A 19,249-nucleotide genomic window follows, 5' to 3' on the forward strand; every position below is an offset into this window, starting at 1 on the left:
CAAAAAAAAAGCCGTTACTCATTTTCATGAGCTTCGGCTTTTTTTCTGCGATTGAACATCCTTGTAGAATACCAAAACCCGGCAGTAAGAGAAGCCGCATTGGCGATGAACAGCAGCCAAGTTTGGGTGTATCCTGCATAAACAGCGGCCGCTATAAGTGCCACAGTCAAAATCAATGCAACAATGTGGTTAAACGTGACTCTCGTAAACAAAACGACGAGCAATCCCGGTACCAGGAGTGACAGGAAAAATTTCGTTATCATTGATTCCATTTAGTTATCTCCTTAATTGACTACTAATAATCCCAATCGATGATGATCGTGACGGAAAATAACATGCTGGCGCAAACGCACTTCAAGGTTATGGTCCAACACTTCCAAACGGCAGTGGGCAGCATTGACCTGAATTGCTTCATAGAGCTCCGACTCGTTTGCAATCGCGATGCCGTTTACTTTGCGGATGACTTCCCCGCGCAATAAGCCCATTTTGTCAGCCGGAGAACCCGGCAACACATCAACTATCATCACACCTTGAGACTGTGGAGTGACAGCGTAATTGCCGCTGCGCTCTTTGAGTCCGAAATGGATCGAGATGGCTATGCGCCCGATCACTCCAACAGCTAAAGCAACAATTGCCAACGGCTGCCATAATAATGCAACCAAGCCGATTACAGTAATACTGATTCCCAGAGTGGAAACGGCTTTACCAATTACCGGATAAAGATAAACCGGCAAGGTACGCTGGGAACGTCCCTGGAATCCAAAGACAATTGGGAAAAGAATCAGCGAAAAGCTGGTTTCACCGATCGGCAACTGTGGCCAGTACGGAGCATACGAATCGATCATAGTACCCGGCACCACCAATAAGATAGGCAGCAGCCATAACCGTTTCGAAATATAAGCCGCCGCTTTAAGGCCGCGCCCGGATTTATGCAACCGTGGAGAAGCGGCTTCTGCCGCCGCTTTGTCGATCATTTTGCCTTCTGTGAATACCAGTGCTCCTGCAATAAGCGCAACTGAAATCAACCATTGAAAGCCAAACTCCGTTCCTTCGAATGAAAAGAAGCCAAAATTCAGGCTCCAGCCATTGGCATCAAACAACCAGCTGAGCCCAACGGCTGCTGCAGCCAAATAAATGAATGACCCTGCCTGATAAAAACTTGTTGCCATCAACAGAATGGATATGACACTTAAAGCAATCAGCCAACCCATCGGCACAACCAGGCCGATTCCTGCAAACAGCACAGAAAAGACAAGAGCATATACCCAACCATCTTTAATGAGCCGTTTAAATTCGGTCAGTCCATAGACAATCCGAATCCTGAAAATTTTACGTTCTTTCTTTACTCGATAATATCCCAACAGCACTGCAGCTAGCAGCGCTATGTATAAAACCGGATTCACAAAAAATCTACCAATCGCAAACATTAAATCCATTATCACTGTACTTACACCATCCTATCACCGGCAATTGACGCTAGCTCCCATTGTACCAAAGAATACCGGCTTTCTGCACTTCTTTTTCAGTTACACGAATGCGGCACCCAATTGCTCCAGAATATCCTCAATGCCCTCAATTCCAGCAGACAGCCGAATCACTTGGCGTGTCACACCGATTTTCTCTTTTTCTTCTGCTGACAACGCCCTGTGCGACGTTCCATATGGATACGACACCGTAGTTTCCACACCCGCCAGAGTCGGCACAATTTTTATCCAGCCGAGTGACAAGAAGAAATTTGACACATCAATCGCTTCAGGCAATTCGAAAGACACGATTGCTCCTGCCCCTGGATACCAGACACGTGCTTTGCCTTCCAAAAATGTCGCAATTGCCTGTGCGTTTTCCGTTTGTTTTTTCATTCGAAGAGCAAGAGTTTTGATTCCGCGAATGGTCAACCATGCTTCAAAAGGGCTTAAATTCAACCCCAGGTTCACGACACGTTTTTCAGCAATGCGGATGAGTTCTGCGTCCCCGACCAAAACGCCGGCTGTGACGTCGCTATGGCCGCCCAGATACTTCGTTGCACTGTGGGCAACCAAATCTGCGCCAAGTGCATAAGGCGTCATTGTGTAAGGTGTAGCAAAGGTGTTGTCGATCATGATACGGACATCGTAATTCCGTTTCAGCTGACAAAGAACTTCGATATCTTCCATACGCAAAAATGGATTGGTGATCGATTCACTGAATATCAACTTGACTTCAGGAAAATCAATTAAAATTTGCTCGATATCACTGATATTCGAGAAATCGGCGAAATGAACCTGGATTCCCATCAGGACCAGTTCTTCTTTCAACAAGTGAAAAGTTCCGCCATATACATCCTGAGCAGCCAGAATATGGTCGCCAGCTTTAACAACCGACAGGATCCCAGCCAGAATTGCCGAAGTGCCTGAAGATGCCGAAACGCCTTTTGGAGCCAATTCCAAATCGGCTACTGTTTGGCCCAGAGCATCGGTGTTCGGATTCGCTGTCCGGGAATACAGATATGTGCCATTTCCTTCATAATAGCCTTCAAGCTCTTCCAAAGATGAAAAAGAAAATGCTGAAGTCTGGTAAAGCGGCATGACTTTCGATTGGATCGTCCGCTCTTTCATTGTTGCAGTATGCACTGATTTCGTTTCGATTGACGTCATTATTTCATCTCCTATTCCATTTCTTCAACTAATTGTTCCATCATAGGTAAATCCATTGGACCCACCACTTTATTTTGAATACGCCCTTTTGTATCGATCATATAGGAGGTTGGAATCGACACCGTCTGATAAGTAGAGCCGACATCGCCCTCTTCATCCATCGGAATTGCAAACTCCAGTCCGAACTCCTCAACAAAATCCTCGATTTTCTCGAGTCCTTTATCTTCAGTCGTTAAGTTGACCGCCAGGATTACGACATTTTCATCTTCAGCCTGTTCTTCAAAATAGGTTTGCATATGCGGCATTTCCGCTCTACAAGGCGGGCACCAAGTAGCCCAGAAATTCAGCAGCACTTTCTGCCCCTTATAATCCGATAGCTTCACTATTTCCCCCTCCAGTGTGGTCAACTGAAAATCGGGAGCCAGTTCGCCCTTTGCCAATCCTTCATCCGTCGGCAGAAAATCCACATCGCTGCCGAGAGCCATATTATCGAGCGCTTCAGTTTCCGCCATATTGTTCTGGACAACTCCTACTATGACGATTGCCACCATAACAGCTAACACCAATAAGCCGATTATCTTTTTAGGCATCAGTTATTCACTCCATTCAACTTTCATCATACGATAAATAGGGCAGCTTGTTCCACTAAGTTCATTAAAATATGTGACAGAATGACAGGAATCTAAAAAACAGCCGGCACAAGAGTGCCAGCTGGTCCTGATCTTATAATGAAATATAGCTTGCTGGATTGACTGCGTTTGTCCGTCCACCGTTCCAAGGTCCAACATGGATTTCGAAATGCAGGTGGTCGCCGAACGAACGTCCGGTATTCCCCATTCCACCTATGTTTTGTCCCTGTGATACCTGTTGGCCGACTGACACACCAATCGAATTCAGATGCGCGTAAACCGTCGCATGCGTTTGCCCATTGATTGAATGGGTGATGATAACTACGTTGCCATAGCCGCCCATTGAACCGGCATAGGATACGAATCCGTTTGCCGCAGCTATAATAGCAGTGCCTTTACTGTTGGCAATATCTACGCCCTGATGGAATTCTGGTCCAGAACCGATATCGCGCCAGCCGAACTTAGAAGTAAAACGGCCTGCAGTCGGGCGGATAAACCCAGAACTTGCATTTACTGAAACAGCTGGTTCAGGTGCATTGTATGCTGGAGCTGGAGCGCTTGGTGTGTTCGATGCAGCAGGAGCACTTGGAGCTTCGGACTTGCTGGCTGCTTTTTCGGCCGCTGCACGTTCAGCTGCTGCTTTTTCAGCTGCTGCGTTGTCTGATGCCGCTTTTTTGGCTGCTGCTTGCTCAGCTGCTGCACGTTCGGCTGCAGCCTTTTCAGCTGCTGCGCGTTCGGCTGCTAATTTGCGTAAGCGTTCTTCTTCAGCTTTTCTAGCCAGTTCTGCGAGGCGGGCCTGTTCGTTGACAATTTTCGTCTCCAATTCCACACTCACATTAATCGTTTCTTCACGTTGTTGGACAAGTGTAGTTTTTTCATTTGCCAAACGATCCTGCTCAACTTTAAGATCCTTTACGTGATCTGCTTGCTGCGCTTTCTGCCCATCCAATGATTCCTTAAGATTAACAAGTTCTGCGCGGCGGTCTTCCTGTTCAGCAAGCTTTGTTTCAACTTGCGCTTGCTGTTCGCCTAACAACTTCTTATCTTCTGCCTGTTCTTTCATAATTTCACGATCAGCGTCGATCAAAGTATTCACTGCCGAGAAACGGTCAATGAAATCAACAAAACTATTGGCACCCAGTAGTACGTCTATGTAATCCGCAGAGCCTCCGCTTAGTTGGATGGCTCGTGCGCGTTCCTGAAGCAACTCTGTTCGCTCAGCAATTTTTCTTTCCAGTCCTTCAATAGATTTTTTCAGTTCATCAATTCCAACCATTGTTTGATCGATTTCACCTTGAACTCCATTAATTCTCGACTGGGTTTCCTGCATTTGGTTGTCCAGCTCCTGGATTTTAGCCATAATGCTTTCCAGTGTGGATTGGTTTTGATCTATTTCAGTGGATTTTTCACTGATACCTGAATTCAATTCAGTTTGTTTTTCTTCCACTTTTTGCTGCTCTTGCTGCAATTCACTTAATGTATCTGCGTTTGTTGTCGGAATCAACAACGTCAACGCCAATACAGATGAAACACCAGTCAACAACCATTTCGACTTCGGGTTCAAGTTCGTGTTCCCCTTTCGGCTTACGTTCTTTTCTATCTGTCTTTGTTTTCTCTATTTCATCTAACAAACGGCCTGAAGCCTCTATTAGAGTATCTTCAGACCGTCAATAAACTTAATTTACACACGCAAAAATTTTCTGATTGACATAAAGCTTCCCCAGATCCCGATAAACACGCCCATCATTAGAATCAAGGCACTTACCTGGTAAATGAACGGAGTGAATTCCAGCAGTTGGAACAGCTCTCCAGTCAAACGGGGTTGAGCAAATTCGGTTACCTTGCTGTAGAGCAATGCTACGAGGCCAATCGGGACGATTGATCCCAATATTCCAAGCCACATGCCTTCCAGGATAAACGGAATACGGACAAACCAATTGGTCGCGCCCACTAATTTCATGATTTCAATTTCACGGCGTCTTGCGACAATGGTGATGCGAATCGTGTTTGAAATCAGGAACATAGCAGTAAACAACAAGGCCAGGATTAAGACCAGTCCAACATTTCTTCCGGCATTCAAGAAATCAAAAAGCTTCTGTATTTTGCCTTCACCATATTCAACTTTTTGTATATTTTCTAAAGCCGCAATATCTGTGGCTACTTTTTCGGTTTGTTGAGGGTCAACTGCTTTTACATAAAAAACATCGAACAAGGGATTGCTTTGTTCGAATAACCTAAACTCTTCCCCAAGATCGAGGACCAGATCAGTCAATTCTTCTTCTTTGGTAGAGAAATCGGTCGATTCGACTCCAGGCATATCACTGATCTGAGATTCCAGATTCTGAACTATTTCTTCTTCAGCGCCCAATGAAATGAATACTTTCATTTCAACATCGTTTTCGAGATCATCTGCCACTTTATTGAGGTTCATCATGATCAGAACGAATACTCCGACCAACAATAACGTTACTGTTACAGCACTTACAGATGCAAATGTCATCCAGCTATTTCGTCCAATACTCTTAAAACTTTCCCTAAAATGGCGTACCATAGTTCTAGCCTTCATAGCCGTAGTCACCTCCAGCCACATCGCGGACAATTAATCCGCCTTCTATTGCGATTACGCGATGTCTCCGCGTATTAACGATTTGTTGATTGTGTGTAGCCATGATGACTGTCGTGCCCGCTTTATTGATGCGTTCAAACAAATTCATGATATCCCATGCTGTTTCAGGGTCCAGATTTCCGGTTGGCTCATCTGCAATCATCACTTTTGGCATGTTGACGATAGACCGCGCAATGGACACGCGTTGTTGTTCTCCACCGGATAATTCTGTCGGAAACATTTTTGCCTTGTGTTTTAGTCCGACTAAATCCAGCACCTCCATGACACGTTTTTTGATGTCAGCAGGCTTTTCTTCGATTACTTCAAGAGCAAATGCCACATTTTCATAGACATTCAGCTTTGTCAGCAATTTGAAATCCTGAAACACCACACCGATCTGACGGCGCAGCATCGGAACTTTTCTGTTCTTTAATGTAGCTATATCAATATCGTCGACGAACATTTGACCAGAGGACGGCCGTTCTTCGCGATACATCATTTTGATGAATGTCGATTTTCCCGCACCACTTGGACCTACGATATATATGAATTCCCCTTGTTCGATTTCAACGTTGAGACCGTTCAAAGCGACAATTCCATTCGGATATTTTTTGTAGACGTTCTTCATTTGAATCATTTTTATTACCCACCTATTATTAATTGGCTTGCGCCAAATTATTTCCTTGGAATTTTGCGGCAAACTCATTATAACACCTCAAACATATATTTTTATTACATTTCTGTATCATTTGAAATTCAATCTGAATAGTCTGAACTATAAAATAATATAAAATCATAGATATAAATCTATTATTAAAACTCCATATTATCCCTTTAAGACAATAAAAAAGTATTAATATAACCTATAAAAAGCCAAAAAAAATAAACCTGCTTATTAGCAGGTTTATTTCATGTTCGCCAAATACTCCGCAACAGCATCTGCTTCTTCACCTTCGATAATATTAGCTGGCATTGCACCTTGACCATTTACGATGATGGAAAGAATCTCTTCTTGTGACAAGCGAGATCCCACATCATTCAAAGCTGGAAAATTGCCTGCGCCTTCCAGGTTTTCACCATGACAGGAGATGCAATTTTGTTGAACTACTTGCTCAGCATCGATTGATGCCGTTTCTTCCCCGCCATTATCAGCAGGAGTTTCTTCAGGAGTTTCTTCAGGAGTTTCTTCAGGTTCTGTTGTTTCTTCGCCGCCGCAAGCACCAAGTATAAGTGTCGCACCGAATAGCATCGCCATCAATTGCTTTTTCATTTGCCGACCTCCTCTGATGAATTGTTCCATCTTATTAGAGTATACCAAACTTATGGCCTTTTAAAACCCTCGCCCAAAACTTCTGATGCATCTGAAACAATAACAAAGGCGGAAGGGTCGATAAACTTGACCAATTGTTTCAGCTTTGTGAACTCCGTTTGAGGAATGACTACCATCAGCAACGGTTTTTCTGTTCCCGAATAGCCACCGGTGGCTGTCAATTCTGTCACGCCGCGGTCAACTTCTTCGTAAATGGCATCGCGGATTTCCATTTGTTTGGTCGTGATGATGTAGACCAACTTCGATTGGCCGAATCCCACTTGCACGAGATCGATGGTTTTCGTTGTCACGTAGAGGCCGATCAATGCATAAAGCCCTTTTTCAATGTCAAAAACCAATGCTGCCGCAAGTACGATAAAGCCATCAATCATTGCAACACTTGTACCAAGTGTCAGGCCTGTGTATTTTGTGATGATCTGTGCCGCGAGATCGGTTCCGCCGGTGGATGCTTTGCCCCGAAAAACGATGCCGAGTCCAAGTCCGACCATAATTCCACCAAATAAAGCGCCAAGCAATGGATCTTGTGTCCAAGGCTCCCATGATTCTGTCAAAAATACGACTAAAGGAAGGAATGCTGTTCCTACAGCGGTCTTAATGCCAAAGTTCTTTCCTAACAAAATCAGTCCTGCAATGAATAAAGGGATGTTGAAAGCCCATTGAACAAATGCCGGCTTCCACTCAAACAAGCCCTTCAATATGGTACTGATGCCGCTCACACCGCCTGAAGCCACTTCGTTCGGCAATAAAAAAACGTTAAAGGAAATGGCCACAATCGCTGATCCGATAATAACGCTGGCATAGTCTAAAAACAAATTCAGCAGAGGGTGTGGATCTTTGCGGATACGTCGATTCTTTTTAGTCATCTGTTTCTCTTCCTCTTCTCTACTTGTGTTCGGTTAAACCCTGTCAGAGTATATCAAACACGCAGGTCTTTGTGAACTTCATCCGGATGAAGCAAACCTTCAAAAATCAAGAAGACATAAAAAAAAGTCCGAAAGCAAATCTGCTTTCGGACTTTTTATTCAAAACTAAAAAACGGAAAACCAACAGTTTTATTGCTTTGTTACTCCATTTTTGAGCGCAGCAGAGAGTTGATGAAGCCATCAATATCGCCGTCCATGACAGCACCTAAGTTGCCTGTTTCGAAGTTGGTGCGATGATCTTTGACCATTGAATACGGATGGAATACATAGGAGCGAATTTGGCTTCCCCATCCGATTTCCTTTTGTTCTCCGCGAATTTCAAGAAGACGTGCTTCTTCCTCTTCAATTTTCAGTGCATACAATTTCGCTTTCAGCATCTGCATCGCTTTTTCACGGTTTTTAATCTGTGACCGTTCCTGTTGGCATGTCACGACAGCCCCCGTTGGAAGGTGGGTAATACGAACAGCGGAATCTGTCGTATTGATGTGCTGCCCACCCGCTCCACTTGCACGGTATGTGTCGACTTTCAAATCTTCCGTACGGATATTAATTTCAATTTCACCTGTGAATTCCGGCATGACTTCGCAGGAAACAAACGAAGTATGGCGGCGTCCAGATGCATCAAAAGGTGAAATCCGCACTAAACGGTGGACACCTTTTTCGGCTTTCAGATAGCCATATGCATTATGTCCACGAATTCCAAGGGTAACAGACTTAACTCCTGCTTCGTCGCCTGACAGATAGTCCAAGGTTTCGACTTTAAAGCCGCGTTTTTCTGCCCATCGCGTATACATGCGCAACAGCATTGAACACCAATCCTGAGATTCTGTTCCGCCTGCACCAGGATGCAATTCCAAAATGGCATTATTTTTATCGTAAGGCTCACTAAGCAGCATAGTCAATTCATAATCTGCCAGCTTGGAAATGAATTGCTTCATATCCTTATCGACGTCTTCATGCAGATCATGATCGTCTTCTTCTCTTAGAAGCTCCAACGACATTTCCATGTTTTCCTGTATTTCCATGAAACCGTAGTAAGTATTGACGATCTCCTTCAATACGTTCAATTCCGAAATGACCGTTTGCGCGGATTCCTGGTTATTCCAAAAATCGGGGTCCAGCATCATTTCGTCTAATTCCTCTATGCGGGATTCTTTGTTCTCTAAGTCAAAGAGACCCCCTAAAGTCCGCCAATTTACTGGCTGATTTGTCGAGCTCGTTACGGATGTCTGCTAATTCCATCATATGTTCCTCCTCAAAATAACACCGAAGAGCAAAAGCTCTTCGGTATTTTCACACGTTCTTATGAAGCTGTTCCGTGGCAATTCTTGTATTTCTTGCCGCTGCCGCATGGGCAAAGATCGTTTCGTCCAACTTCCATTTCTTTGCGGACAGGCGCTTTTTTCCTTTTTGGAGCCGGTCCGTCTTCTTTCGGATTGACTGCCTGGCCTTTTGCAACTTCCTCACGCTCAAGGTTGTTGCGAATTTCAGCCTTCATCGAATATTTCGCTACATCTTCTTCAATGGCTTCGACCATTGCCTCGAACATTGCAAATCCTTCACTTTGGTATTCGCGCAGCGGATCACTTTGTCCATAAGCACGCAAGTGGATTCCTTGGCGAAGCTGATCCATTGCATCAATATGGTCAATCCATTTTGTATCGATTGAACGGAGCAGAACAACTTTTTCGAATTCCCGCATCCGTTCAGGAGTCATTTCTATTTCTTTTTCATCATAACGCTTAGTCACTGCTTCTTTTATGAAAGCAGTAAGCTCTTCCTGGGATTTACCCTGAAGATCTGCCTCGGTCACTGTATCTTCCGGAAGCAGGTTCCCTGCAATCAATTCAGAAAGTGCTTTCAAGTGCCAGTCTTCCGGTTTTTCCTCAGCAGTATGTGTGTAGACCATGCGTTCAATTGAACTGTTGATCATGTTTTCAACCAATGCACGCATGTTATCCGTTTCCAGGACTTCCATACGCTCTTTGTAAATGATTTCGCGCTGTTGGCGAAGAACATCATCGTATTGAAGCAGGCGTTTCCGAGCATCAAAGTTATTGCCTTCCACTCGTTTTTGCGCCGATTCCACAGAACGTGTCACCATTTTCGATTGCAGTGGCTGTGAATCGTCCATTCCCAATTTGCCCATCATAGCGCGCATGGAATCCGAACCGAAACGGCGCATCAAGTCATCTTCTAAAGACAGATAGAATTGCGTGACACCAGGATCGCCTTGGCGTCCTGAACGTCCGCGCAGCTGGTTATCGATACGACGAGATTCGTGGCGCTCTGTCCCGATAACCGCTAGACCGCCTGCTTCGATAACGCCCTCACCGAGCTTGATGTCCGTTCCACGGCCTGCCATATTGGTAGCAATCGTAACAGAGCCTTTTTGGCCGGCATTCAAAATGATTTCCGCTTCGTGTGCGTGATTTTTCGCATTCAATACGGAATGCTTAATGCCTTTTTTCGAAAGGTATTCCGAAATGATTTCCGAAGTTTCAATAGCTACGGTCCCGACCAGCACCGGCTGGCCTTTGGCGTTGCGTTCCGCTATATCGTCCCCGACAGCCTTGTATTTGCCGGCAGTCGTGGAATAAATCAAATCAACATGGTCTTCACGGATAATCGGTTTGTTCGTCGGTATCACAATTACATACATGTTGTAGATATTGCGGAATTCTTCTTCTTCCGTCTTGGCTGTACCTGTCATCCCCGACAACTTGTCATACATCCGGAAAAAATTCTGGAAAGTAATGGTCGCCATCGTCATCGATTCATTTTGGATTTCCAAGCCTTCTTTGGCTTCAATCGCCTGATGCAACCCATCAGAATAACGGCGGCCCTTCATTAAACGGCCTGTAAACTGATCGACAATGACAACTTCCTCTTCCTGCACAACATAATCCACATCTTTGTGCATCGTTACGTATGCTTTCAATGATTGATTGATTGTGTGGTTCAGGCGAACATGGCTGATATCAAAAAGATTATCGATGCCGAAAGCTTTTTCGACTTTTTCGATGCCCTCTTCAGTCAAGACAACCCCTTTGGTCGTTTCATCATAGGTATAATCCGTATCTTTCGTCAACAGACGTGCGAATGCGTTGGACTGCTGATACAATTGAGCCGCTTTGGCCGCTTGCCCTGAAATAATTAGAGGCGTCCGGGCTTCATCGATCAGGATGGAATCGACTTCATCGATCACTGCATAATTCAATGGACGCTGGACCATATCTTCTTTATAAAGGACCATATTGTCCCGCAAATAATCAAAGCCCAGTTCATTATTGGTACTATACGTTACGTCAGCCTGATAAGCTGCCCGTTTTTCGTCTTTGGTCAAATTGTTCAAATTCAATCCGATAGACAATCCAAGCCATTCATACAACTCACCCATCTCCAAGGCATCACGGCTAGCCAAGTATTCATTGACCGTTACTACGTGAACTCCTTTTTTGCTGATGGCATTCAAGTAAACAGATAAAGTCGAGGTCAAAGTTTTACCTTCACCCGTCTTCATTTCTGAAATATTCCCTTCGTGAAGGGATACAGCTCCCATTATCTGTACACGGAATGGGTAGAGTCCAAGTACACGCTTTGATGCTTCACGGATTGTTGCGAAAGCTTCAGGCAGCAGATCGTTCAATGCCTCACCTTTGGCGTGGCGCTCTACAAATTCTTCTGTCTTCGCTTTTAATGCTTCATCCGTCAAAGCCCCAAAATCTGAAGCCAATGCTTCTACTCGATCTGCCACTTTTTCCAACCGTTTTAAATCCCGTTTATTCGGATCAAATACCTTATTCAATACTCCTAGCATAATTATACCGCTCCCTGCGTAAGTGTCCGCCGGCATCTGACACGCCGGATGATCGCTTTAGCTTTTATAGTGCCCTGTTAAGCGTTCGCGCTTAACGAACATATTTACCCAAATCATCATCAGTCAATTCAAAAAAAATCTCACTATTCATTTTAACACTGCGCAGAAAGGCGTGCAAATAATGATGATGCCTGTCCCCTAAGCAAAGGGCGCAAAACGGACCTTTCCAATGAATTCTTCATTAAAAGGATGCCAAACCAAAAGCCTCTCATTTAGAGAGGCTTTTGGTTTGGCTGTAGGGATTGATAAAACAGACACATTGTAGTTTTTTTATTGTGCAGAGGTTTCGATCAAGCCGTAGCTCCCGTCTTTTCGCTTATAGACGATATTTGTTTCATTGGACTCCGCATCTGTAAAGACGAAGAAATTATGCCCAAGCATATTCATCTGCAAAACCGCTTCTTCTTCATCCATCGGTTTCAAATCAAACTGCTTTGTGCGGACGATTGTGAAATCCTCTTCTTCGTCAGTTTCACTTTGCGCGCGTGTATCATTCTCGGCAGTAGCAAATGCAACACCAATACCATCGCGCTCACGGAATTTACGGTTTACTTTTGTTTTGTACTTGCGAATTTGACGCTCCAGCTTGCTGACGATCAAATCTATTGCCGCGTACATATCATCATGCCGCTCTTCGGCACGTAATGTCAGGTTCTTCATTGGTATTGTAACTTCAACTTTTGTTTGGTTGTGGTTATAAGATTTTAGGTTAACCATTGCGGTAGCATTTGCACCGTCTGTGAAATATCGCTCAATCTTTTCTACTTTCTTTTCAATATGTTCACGTATTGCGGGAGTTACCTCAATATTTTCGCCTCTGATGTTAAATTGCAACATGTTAACTCCTCCTTCTATATATGCTACTTGTACTCTTCTACATCTTCCCTCGTCTTTCCTGCTTAAAACCAAAAAAGTTTTAAGAAGATTAATTACAGGTAAACATTATAACAAGGAGATGAAGTTTATGTTCACTGATAAAACAATCGTTATAACAGGTGCATCCCAAGGCATTGGCAACAGCATTGCAACGCACTTTGCTGCCGAAAACGCACGCGTCATTGGATTGGATGTCCAGCCGGTCGAACTCGAAGGGGTGGAGTACCGAAAATGTGACGTCGGCAACTTTGACGACGTCATGGCAGTATTCAAGAAAATTAATGAAGATTACGGTGCTATTCATGCATTGATCAACAATGCAGGAATCTCTACATTCAAATCCATCTGGGACGTGGATGAACAAGAATGGGATCACGTGCTGGATACTAATTTGAAGAGTGTCTTTATTTGTAGCCGGGAAGCAGCCCGCTATATGACACAGGACATCCGTTCCATTATCAATATGACCTCGACACGGGCATTTATGTCAGAACCCAATACCGAAACCTATTCGGCATCAAAGGGCGGCATCTTTGCTTTAACCCATTCACTCGCAGCTACTTTTAGCGAAAAAGGAATTCGCGTCAACTCGATTGCTCCGGGCTGGATTCATACAGGAGATAAGGCGGAATTGCGTGATGTCGACCACCAGCAGCATTGGAGCGGCCGTGTCGGAGAACCTGCCGATGTTGCACGGGCATGCTTGTTCCTAAGCAATCCGCAAAACTCGTTCATCACAGGAGAATGCCTGAACATCGACGGCGGCATGACCAGAAAAATGATTTACGAGCACTAAAGAAAAGCGGAAGCGCCCGTGTAAGATTCGACGGGCATAAGATGCTCTGGCGAAGCGGCGTTTTTTTAGCCGCACAGCCAGAGTGGCTTATGACCCTAGAATCTGGGCGCTGGAGTCTGGACACCAAGAAAAGCGGAGGCAGCCGTGTAGCTCCGACAAGCGCTGGAAGCCTTACCGATAATGGCGTTCTTTGCCATTGGCGGTAAGGCTGAAGCGACTCGAGGAGCTGGCTGCCGGAGTCTGGACACCAAGAAAAGCGGAAGCGCCCGACAGCAGAAGCTAACCTAAGTTCGCGATTTGCTGCCGCAACGGTTAGCTGACCCACACCTTGCATACACTCGACCGCAAAACAGAAAAACTAAACTCAATACTTCTGAAAACAGAAAAACCGGCTTTCGCCGGTTTCAGACTGTAGACAAAGTCTAATCAAAACGAATAGCGGTGTATAAACTCAACAAGCGTAGCAATCCTTTCACTCAAGGATCTGGAGCGCAAGGCGGCGACTCCTGCGGTAGAACGGAGTGATGAGACCCCGCAGGAGCTTGCGACGAGGAGGCTCAGCGCTTCGTCCGCGGAAAGCGTCCGCCTGGAGCAGAGGATCCAGTATAAACGCGATAAAATGTGTATTCATTCTTTGAAAATCATAAATATTCTTTTGTCTACAAGCTCAAACCGGCTTTCGCCGGTTTTTTTCAATTCATCTCTATTTCCTTCAACTCTCTGATTTCACTTAAAATGAGCATTTGCTTAATCGAGTTGTATTCAAAATCTACGCCGTATATCCAGCCTTCCCCGTATTGCTCTACCCAGACAATTTTCGCATTCGCAATAATCGTTTCGTGATTCAGGACAAATTCCAAGCTTATGTTTTCTTCTCCTGATTTAAATTCTTTTTCGGAAAACAGTTTTGCTCCCTTGGGCGAAACATCAAGCAATAAACAATAAATTTTCGGAGACAGTGCTTGATTGCTAAGCGAATCTATCAATTGCAGACATATTTCTGGCGGTGTACCAAAAGTATAACGAAAGCTTTCTGAACGTTTATAAAACATGGCTGTCCCTCCTATTATCCTTCTATTATAACTACTGTTTACGCACGGATAAGCGCCAAAACCTTAATTTCCTTAACGCCTTTCTCCTTCAAGACTTTGGCAGCCATCCGCATCGTGCTTCCTGTCGTATATAAATCATCAAACAGCAATACTTTTTCAGGCATAGGATTTCCATTCCACCAAAAAACATCCTGCAATGCCATTCTTTCGGACTTTGATTTCCCGCCCAAACCTACTTCGTTTTTCCCGAGCAGATGTGTGTAGGGTACGGAAGCCGAATCAAGCAAGCGATCAACTTGGGAAAACGTACGCTCTTTCAGTTTTTTCTCATTCATCGGAATAGGAACGATAACTGATTTTTGACTACGCAGTTCCTCTTTTAGAACCGTTGCAAAAACTTCCGATAACACTGCATCTTTTAGAAATTTATATTGATGTAAAAATTCTTTCATCGTAGGATTATAGCGATATAAACTTTTCCCCGAATCAATCACTCCACCATATGCAGCGTTTTCCCAGTTGCAGCAATCGTGGCATTTTCCTTCTCCTGGTGTACTGCAGATAGGGCAACCTCCTGCCATCCTTTCAAAGCCGCTTTGACAGCGGCTACAAACTACTTCTTCCAGCTCATTGAAAAAGATACTCCGCCAGCTGACCTGCAGAGGCATGTCACGATCACATAAATAACAGTTCAATTCACACCCCCTCCATTATAGGAAACGATGAGTTTTTTTGCTTTGTCCATCTGCAGGACAATACCATTGTGAAAAAAAACAACATCGCCATTTGGATAATCTATGGACCTCCCGGCACGTCCTGCAATTTGGATCAATGCTGCCGCATCAAAGATCGGTTGGTCGGCTCCCACTACTGCCACCTGCACATTCGGAATGGTAATGCCACGCTCCAGAATAGTCGTGGTCAATAATCCGGGAATTTGTTTTTTGCGCAGTTTCATGACTTTCCCTTTTCTGTCCTCGTCTTTAGAATGAACTGCTTCGATGCTTGGATGTTTTTGCTGGAACAAGACAATTGCCTGATCGATCAGTTCAATCGTCGGTAAAAATAGCAGAAAAGGTTCACCTTTCGCTATTTTCCCATCTACCCAGGCAGCCAACTTTGGTGGAATTTTCCCTTTTGCAAAGCTCTTTTCATAACTCCATAAAGACCGGAATTCCGGAACCGGCAAAGGATGGCCGTGAAAACGCTGAAATATCTTAGATGTATTTGACACTTGCTTTACTAAGTCGTCTGAAGGGGTTGCCGACACATAGACAATCGGTGCTTCCTTTTTCTTGGCTTTCATGACCGCTCTTTTTAAAGCTGGATCATAGGAATAAGGAAATGCATCCGCCTCATCGACAATCATGACATCAAAAGCATCTTTGAATCGATACAACTGATGAGTGGTCGCGATGACCAACGATGCAAACCCGGATTCTTCGGGAGAATTTCCGTACAAGCTATGGACGATGGTATTCGGAAAGACGGTACGCAAGCGTGGAGAAAGTTCTAGTACGACGTCTGTTCTCGGAGCAGCAATGCAGACCCGCAGCCCATTCTTCAATGCATCGTAAATAGGCGGAAACAATAATTCGGTTTTCCCGGCTCCGCATACAGCATAAACGAGGTGATCATTTTTTTGTAAGAGGCTTTTTTGAACTTCCTGTGAAGCTCTTTCCTGCAGTGGGGTGAGGCTGCCATTCCAGCGGAATGAATGGCTTTGAGGAGGAATCGTTGAGGGGAGCGCCCAAGTGATCAATTCCGTACAGGAACTGATGCGCCCCATCTTTATGCAATGCCGGCAATAATAGCAGATTGTATTACACGCGGCACAGAAAAAAGGGATGATTTTTTTCACGGATTTTTCAAGGCATCTCGCACATTGCCGTCCGTCAAGGATGCCAGGGGTGACAGTGACTGAACCATCGGAAATGGCTTGGTCAACCTGTTCTTTCGGAAACGGGGAAAAATTCCTAAGCCACAGCCTGCCTGTCAAAAACTCTTCTATTCGCTTCATTTGCAACCACCTTTCGCTAGAGAAAAAGCCTCAGCAGGTTATTTTTTCACCCAACCAAGACCCATTGCTCCTTCTCCTAAATGTGTTCCAATAACCGGTCCGAAATAGGAGATTTCAAAATCCACATCCGGACATGCAATTTCCAGTTCTTTACGCCATTGTTTTGCTTCTTCCGGCCGATTTGCATGAATGATCGTTGCCTGCATCTTGTGTCCATCTTTGCTAGCTTCTTTTAATAAATCAACAATTCGATTCATCGCTTTTTTGCGTGTCCGGACTTTTTCGAACGGAACAATCACTTTTTCCTGAAAATGCAAAATCGGTTTGATTTGCAGCATTCCACCAACCAAAGCCTGAGCACTGGATAATCTTCCACCACGCTGCAAATGCTTGAGGTCCTCCACCATGAAATAAGCACGCAAGGTTTTTTTCATTTCGTGTAACTCATTTAAAATAGTTTGTGCATCGGCTCCATCTCCAGCCATTTTTGCGGCTTTCACCACATAAAATCCCTGGAGGGCACAAGTAAGTTCAGAGTCGAATGAAAAAACTTCAACTCCGTCAACCATTTCAGCTGCCTGCTGCGAACCCTCGTAAGTACCACTGATTCCGCTCGATAAATGAATGGACACAATTTCATCGTGGCGTGCGGAAAGCTCGTCAAACAAAGTGACGAATTCTCCTAATGGCGGTTGTGAGGTTTTCGGAAATTCTTCTTTAGCCTTTTGATAAAACGCTTCTTCAGTCAATTCCTCTTCTTTATGAGAACGACCGCCAAATGTCACCTGCAATGAAACCATGTGGATATTCAAGGCCTTACGTGTTTCTTCAGATAAATAAGCTGTACTGTCAGTTACAATTGCCGTTTTCATTGGTTAATCAGCCTCCTTTTCTAGTTTACCAAAAAAAGTCATCAAAAAGTCATCAGCAGAAACGACAAAATAAAAAAATCCCGCAATTTGCGGGAAATGATTAATTAATTACCGATAAAATGAACGCTGGTAACTTTCCACTCGTCATCTTCTTTTTTAAACACAATAACTTGTCGGCCTGCCTGTTCGACAGCATCATCCGAATTTGCATCCTTCATATTTACTGAAAGAGAGGCAAAAACTTCTGCGCGTCCCTCTTCGTATTTCACGATGGTTTCATCATTTGTTTCATATTGGGTATCGTAAGCTTCAAAAGCCTGGGTTAATGCGGCTTTATCTTCCTCGCGATCAAAACCGTCCGGCTCCTTTGCGATGGTGTTCATGTAGCGATCGATGTCTTCAGCATTAAATGCAGCTATATATTCTACATAAGCTGCCAATAGTTCATTGGCCTCTCCTTCAGGTACTTCTGCTTCTATGACATTTCCTTCATCATCCACTGTAAAACCGACTGGTTCTTCCTTATCTTCATCAATGCCATGGTCAACTGCATTGTTTTCATTTGCTGCATTGCCATCTTCGACTGTATTTTCATTGACCGAAGGTTCTTCTGAATCCGAACAAGCAGCAAGCGTCAAAATAAGGCCTGCCGCAACTATCAATTTTTTCATCATGCATTCCTCCTGCGCTTCATTTTGCCATAGGCGGATGGTGAATACAATGAAGAAACTGTGTCAACTGCCAAAACGGAATTTTTTTCAGTTTTGCGTTACACTAATAGGTACAAATAAAGGAGGGATCGCATGGAAAAAAGAGATGCACGAAAAATATTGGAACAAAAACTGAAAGAAACGCGCCCTCAATGGAGCCGTAAACAGCCCGCTCGGCCAAAAAAATACAAATCGAGCATGCAAAAAGTAGAGAACTACGTAGTTCTGGATTTTGAAACTACCGGATTACGTGCCGGAAGTGATAAAATCATCCAAATTGGAGCTGTTAAATACATCAATCACGAACGCAAGGAAACCATGTACCTGATGGTCAACCCCGAATGTTCAATATCAAGTACGATTACCCGCATCACAGGCATCACCAATAACGATGTCCAAAATGCGCCGGTTATTGAAGAAGTAGCTCACGAATTGATTGCGTTTATTAGTGGTCTACCAATCATTGCACACAATGCCCCTTTTGATATGGGATTCCTTTATGCACTGGAAGAAATCACTCCGATTCCAGAATATACAGTAATCGACACGGTCAAACTGGCGAGAAGGGCCATTACCCAGACACCCAATCACAAATTGACCACGTTGACTGCCTTTTTAAAATTGGAGCATGATGCCCACGACGCATTGGGCGACTGCCTCGCAACCGCAGCCATCTACCAATACTGCTACGACCGGATATAAAGAAAAGCGGAGGCGCCCGTGTAGATTCGACGGGCATAAGACGCACTGGCGAAGCGGCATCTTTTCAGCCGCACAGCCAGAGTGGCTTATGACCCTAGAAGCTGGGCGCCGGAGTCTGGACACAGAAAAGCGAAGGCGCCCGTGTAGATTCGACGGGCATAAGACGCACTGGCGAAGCGGCATCTTTTCAGCCGCACAGTCGGAGTGGCTTATGACCCTAG

General features: G+C 44.5%; 19 protein-coding genes. 2 read left to right on the forward strand and 17 right to left on the reverse strand.

Annotated elements, in window-relative coordinates:
* Positions 1-14: 14 nt before the first annotated feature.
* The 12 genes from J7I83_RS07455 to hpf form a co-directional block, all read right to left on the reverse strand.
* Positions 15-272, reverse strand: coding sequence for a CsbA family protein (locus tag J7I83_RS07455; RefSeq protein WP_215100053.1), 258 nt, complete (start codon positions 270-272; stop codon positions 15-17).
* 12 nt (positions 273-284) lie between these two features.
* Entirely contained in the window at positions 285-1,436 is a 1,152-nt protein-coding gene (locus tag J7I83_RS07460; protein WP_215100124.1) for a PDZ domain-containing protein, read from the reverse strand.
* A 90-nt stretch (positions 1,437-1,526) separates the two neighbouring features.
* Positions 1,527-2,633, reverse strand: a complete 1,107-nt coding sequence (locus J7I83_RS07465) for a trans-sulfuration enzyme family protein (RefSeq protein WP_215100054.1) — start codon at positions 2,631-2,633, stop codon at positions 1,527-1,529.
* Positions 2,634-2,644: 11 nt separating this feature from the next.
* Complete coding sequence (locus tag J7I83_RS07470; protein ID WP_215100055.1) at positions 2,645-3,223, reverse strand: peroxiredoxin family protein; 579 nt, start codon at positions 3,221-3,223, stop codon at positions 2,645-2,647.
* A gap of 133 nt (positions 3,224-3,356) precedes the next feature.
* Positions 3,357-4,826, reverse strand: coding sequence for a murein hydrolase activator EnvC family protein (locus J7I83_RS07475; RefSeq protein ID WP_215100056.1), 1,470 nt, complete (start codon positions 4,824-4,826; stop codon positions 3,357-3,359).
* Between the two features lie 117 nt (positions 4,827-4,943).
* Positions 4,944-5,828 carry a permease-like cell division protein FtsX gene (ftsX, locus tag J7I83_RS07480; protein WP_215100057.1) on the reverse strand — a complete coding sequence of 295 codons (885 nt, stop codon included), beginning with the start codon at positions 5,826-5,828 and terminating at the stop codon, positions 4,944-4,946.
* Positions 5,818-6,504, reverse strand: coding sequence for a cell division ATP-binding protein FtsE (gene ftsE, locus J7I83_RS07485; RefSeq protein ID WP_215100058.1), 687 nt, complete (start codon positions 6,502-6,504; stop codon positions 5,818-5,820). Before ftsE ends, ftsX begins: the two co-directional genes overlap by 11 nt.
* Positions 6,505-6,771: 267 nt before the next feature.
* Positions 6,772-7,137: a cytochrome c551 gene (cccB, locus tag J7I83_RS07490; protein ID WP_215100059.1), complete on the reverse strand. Its 366-nt coding sequence runs from the start codon at positions 7,135-7,137 to the stop codon at positions 6,772-6,774.
* Between the two features lie 50 nt (positions 7,138-7,187).
* Complete coding sequence (locus tag J7I83_RS07495) at positions 7,188-8,060, reverse strand: YitT family protein (protein WP_215100060.1); 873 nt, start codon at positions 8,058-8,060, stop codon at positions 7,188-7,190.
* 200 nt (positions 8,061-8,260) lie between these two features.
* A protein-coding gene (gene prfB, locus J7I83_RS07500) for a peptide chain release factor 2 (RefSeq protein WP_215100125.1) occupies positions 8,261-9,362 on the reverse strand; the annotation gives its coding sequence in 2 pieces (ribosomal slippage) (positions 8,261-9,289 and positions 9,291-9,362; 1,101 coding nt in all).
* 61 nt (positions 9,363-9,423) lie between these two features.
* Positions 9,424-11,940 carry a preprotein translocase subunit SecA gene (gene secA, locus J7I83_RS07505; protein WP_215100061.1) on the reverse strand — a complete coding sequence of 839 codons (2,517 nt, stop codon included), beginning with the start codon at positions 11,938-11,940 and terminating at the stop codon, positions 9,424-9,426.
* 330 nt (positions 11,941-12,270) lie between these two features.
* The gene (gene hpf, locus J7I83_RS07510) at positions 12,271-12,837 is read right to left on the reverse strand and encodes a ribosome hibernation-promoting factor, HPF/YfiA family (RefSeq protein ID WP_285228678.1); all 567 of its coding nucleotides are present in this window, start codon (positions 12,835-12,837) and stop codon (positions 12,271-12,273) included.
* Between the two features lie 127 nt (positions 12,838-12,964).
* Here hpf and J7I83_RS07515 point away from each other — a divergent pair, with 127 nt between their 5' ends.
* A complete protein-coding gene (locus tag J7I83_RS07515; protein WP_215100062.1) occupies positions 12,965-13,672 on the forward strand; it encodes an SDR family NAD(P)-dependent oxidoreductase in 708 nt (235 codons plus the stop codon).
* A 692-nt stretch (positions 13,673-14,364) separates the two neighbouring features.
* On the opposite strand, the gene J7I83_RS07520 is transcribed toward J7I83_RS07515, so the two are convergent.
* The 5 genes from J7I83_RS07520 to J7I83_RS07540 form a co-directional block, all read right to left on the reverse strand.
* Positions 14,365-14,724: a PilZ domain-containing protein gene (locus J7I83_RS07520; RefSeq protein ID WP_215100063.1), complete on the reverse strand. Its 360-nt coding sequence runs from the start codon at positions 14,722-14,724 to the stop codon at positions 14,365-14,367.
* A 38-nt stretch (positions 14,725-14,762) separates the two neighbouring features.
* On the reverse strand, positions 14,763-15,419 hold the full coding sequence (locus J7I83_RS17790; protein WP_251047502.1) for a ComF family protein: 657 nt from the start codon (positions 15,417-15,419) through the stop codon (positions 14,763-14,765).
* A complete protein-coding gene (locus tag J7I83_RS07530; protein ID WP_215100064.1) occupies positions 15,416-16,744 on the reverse strand; it encodes an ATP-dependent helicase ComFA in 1,329 nt (442 codons plus the stop codon). Before J7I83_RS07530 ends, J7I83_RS17790 begins: the two co-directional genes overlap by 4 nt.
* 38 nt (positions 16,745-16,782) lie before the next feature.
* The gene (locus J7I83_RS07535) at positions 16,783-17,616 is read right to left on the reverse strand and encodes a DegV family protein (protein WP_215100065.1); all 834 of its coding nucleotides are present in this window, start codon (positions 17,614-17,616) and stop codon (positions 16,783-16,785) included.
* Between the two features lie 104 nt (positions 17,617-17,720).
* Complete coding sequence (locus J7I83_RS07540) at positions 17,721-18,287, reverse strand: DUF4440 domain-containing protein (RefSeq protein WP_215100066.1); 567 nt, start codon at positions 18,285-18,287, stop codon at positions 17,721-17,723.
* 132 nt (positions 18,288-18,419) lie between these two features.
* On the opposite strand from J7I83_RS07540, the gene J7I83_RS07545 reads away from it, so the two are divergent.
* Complete coding sequence (locus J7I83_RS07545; protein ID WP_215100067.1) at positions 18,420-19,028, forward strand: 3'-5' exonuclease; 609 nt, start codon at positions 18,420-18,422, stop codon at positions 19,026-19,028.
* Positions 19,029-19,249 lie beyond the last annotated feature (221 nt).

It is taken from the genome of Planococcus sp. ISL-110 (assembly GCF_018613575.1).
GTDB lineage: Bacteria > Bacillota > Bacilli > Bacillales_A > Planococcaceae > Planococcus.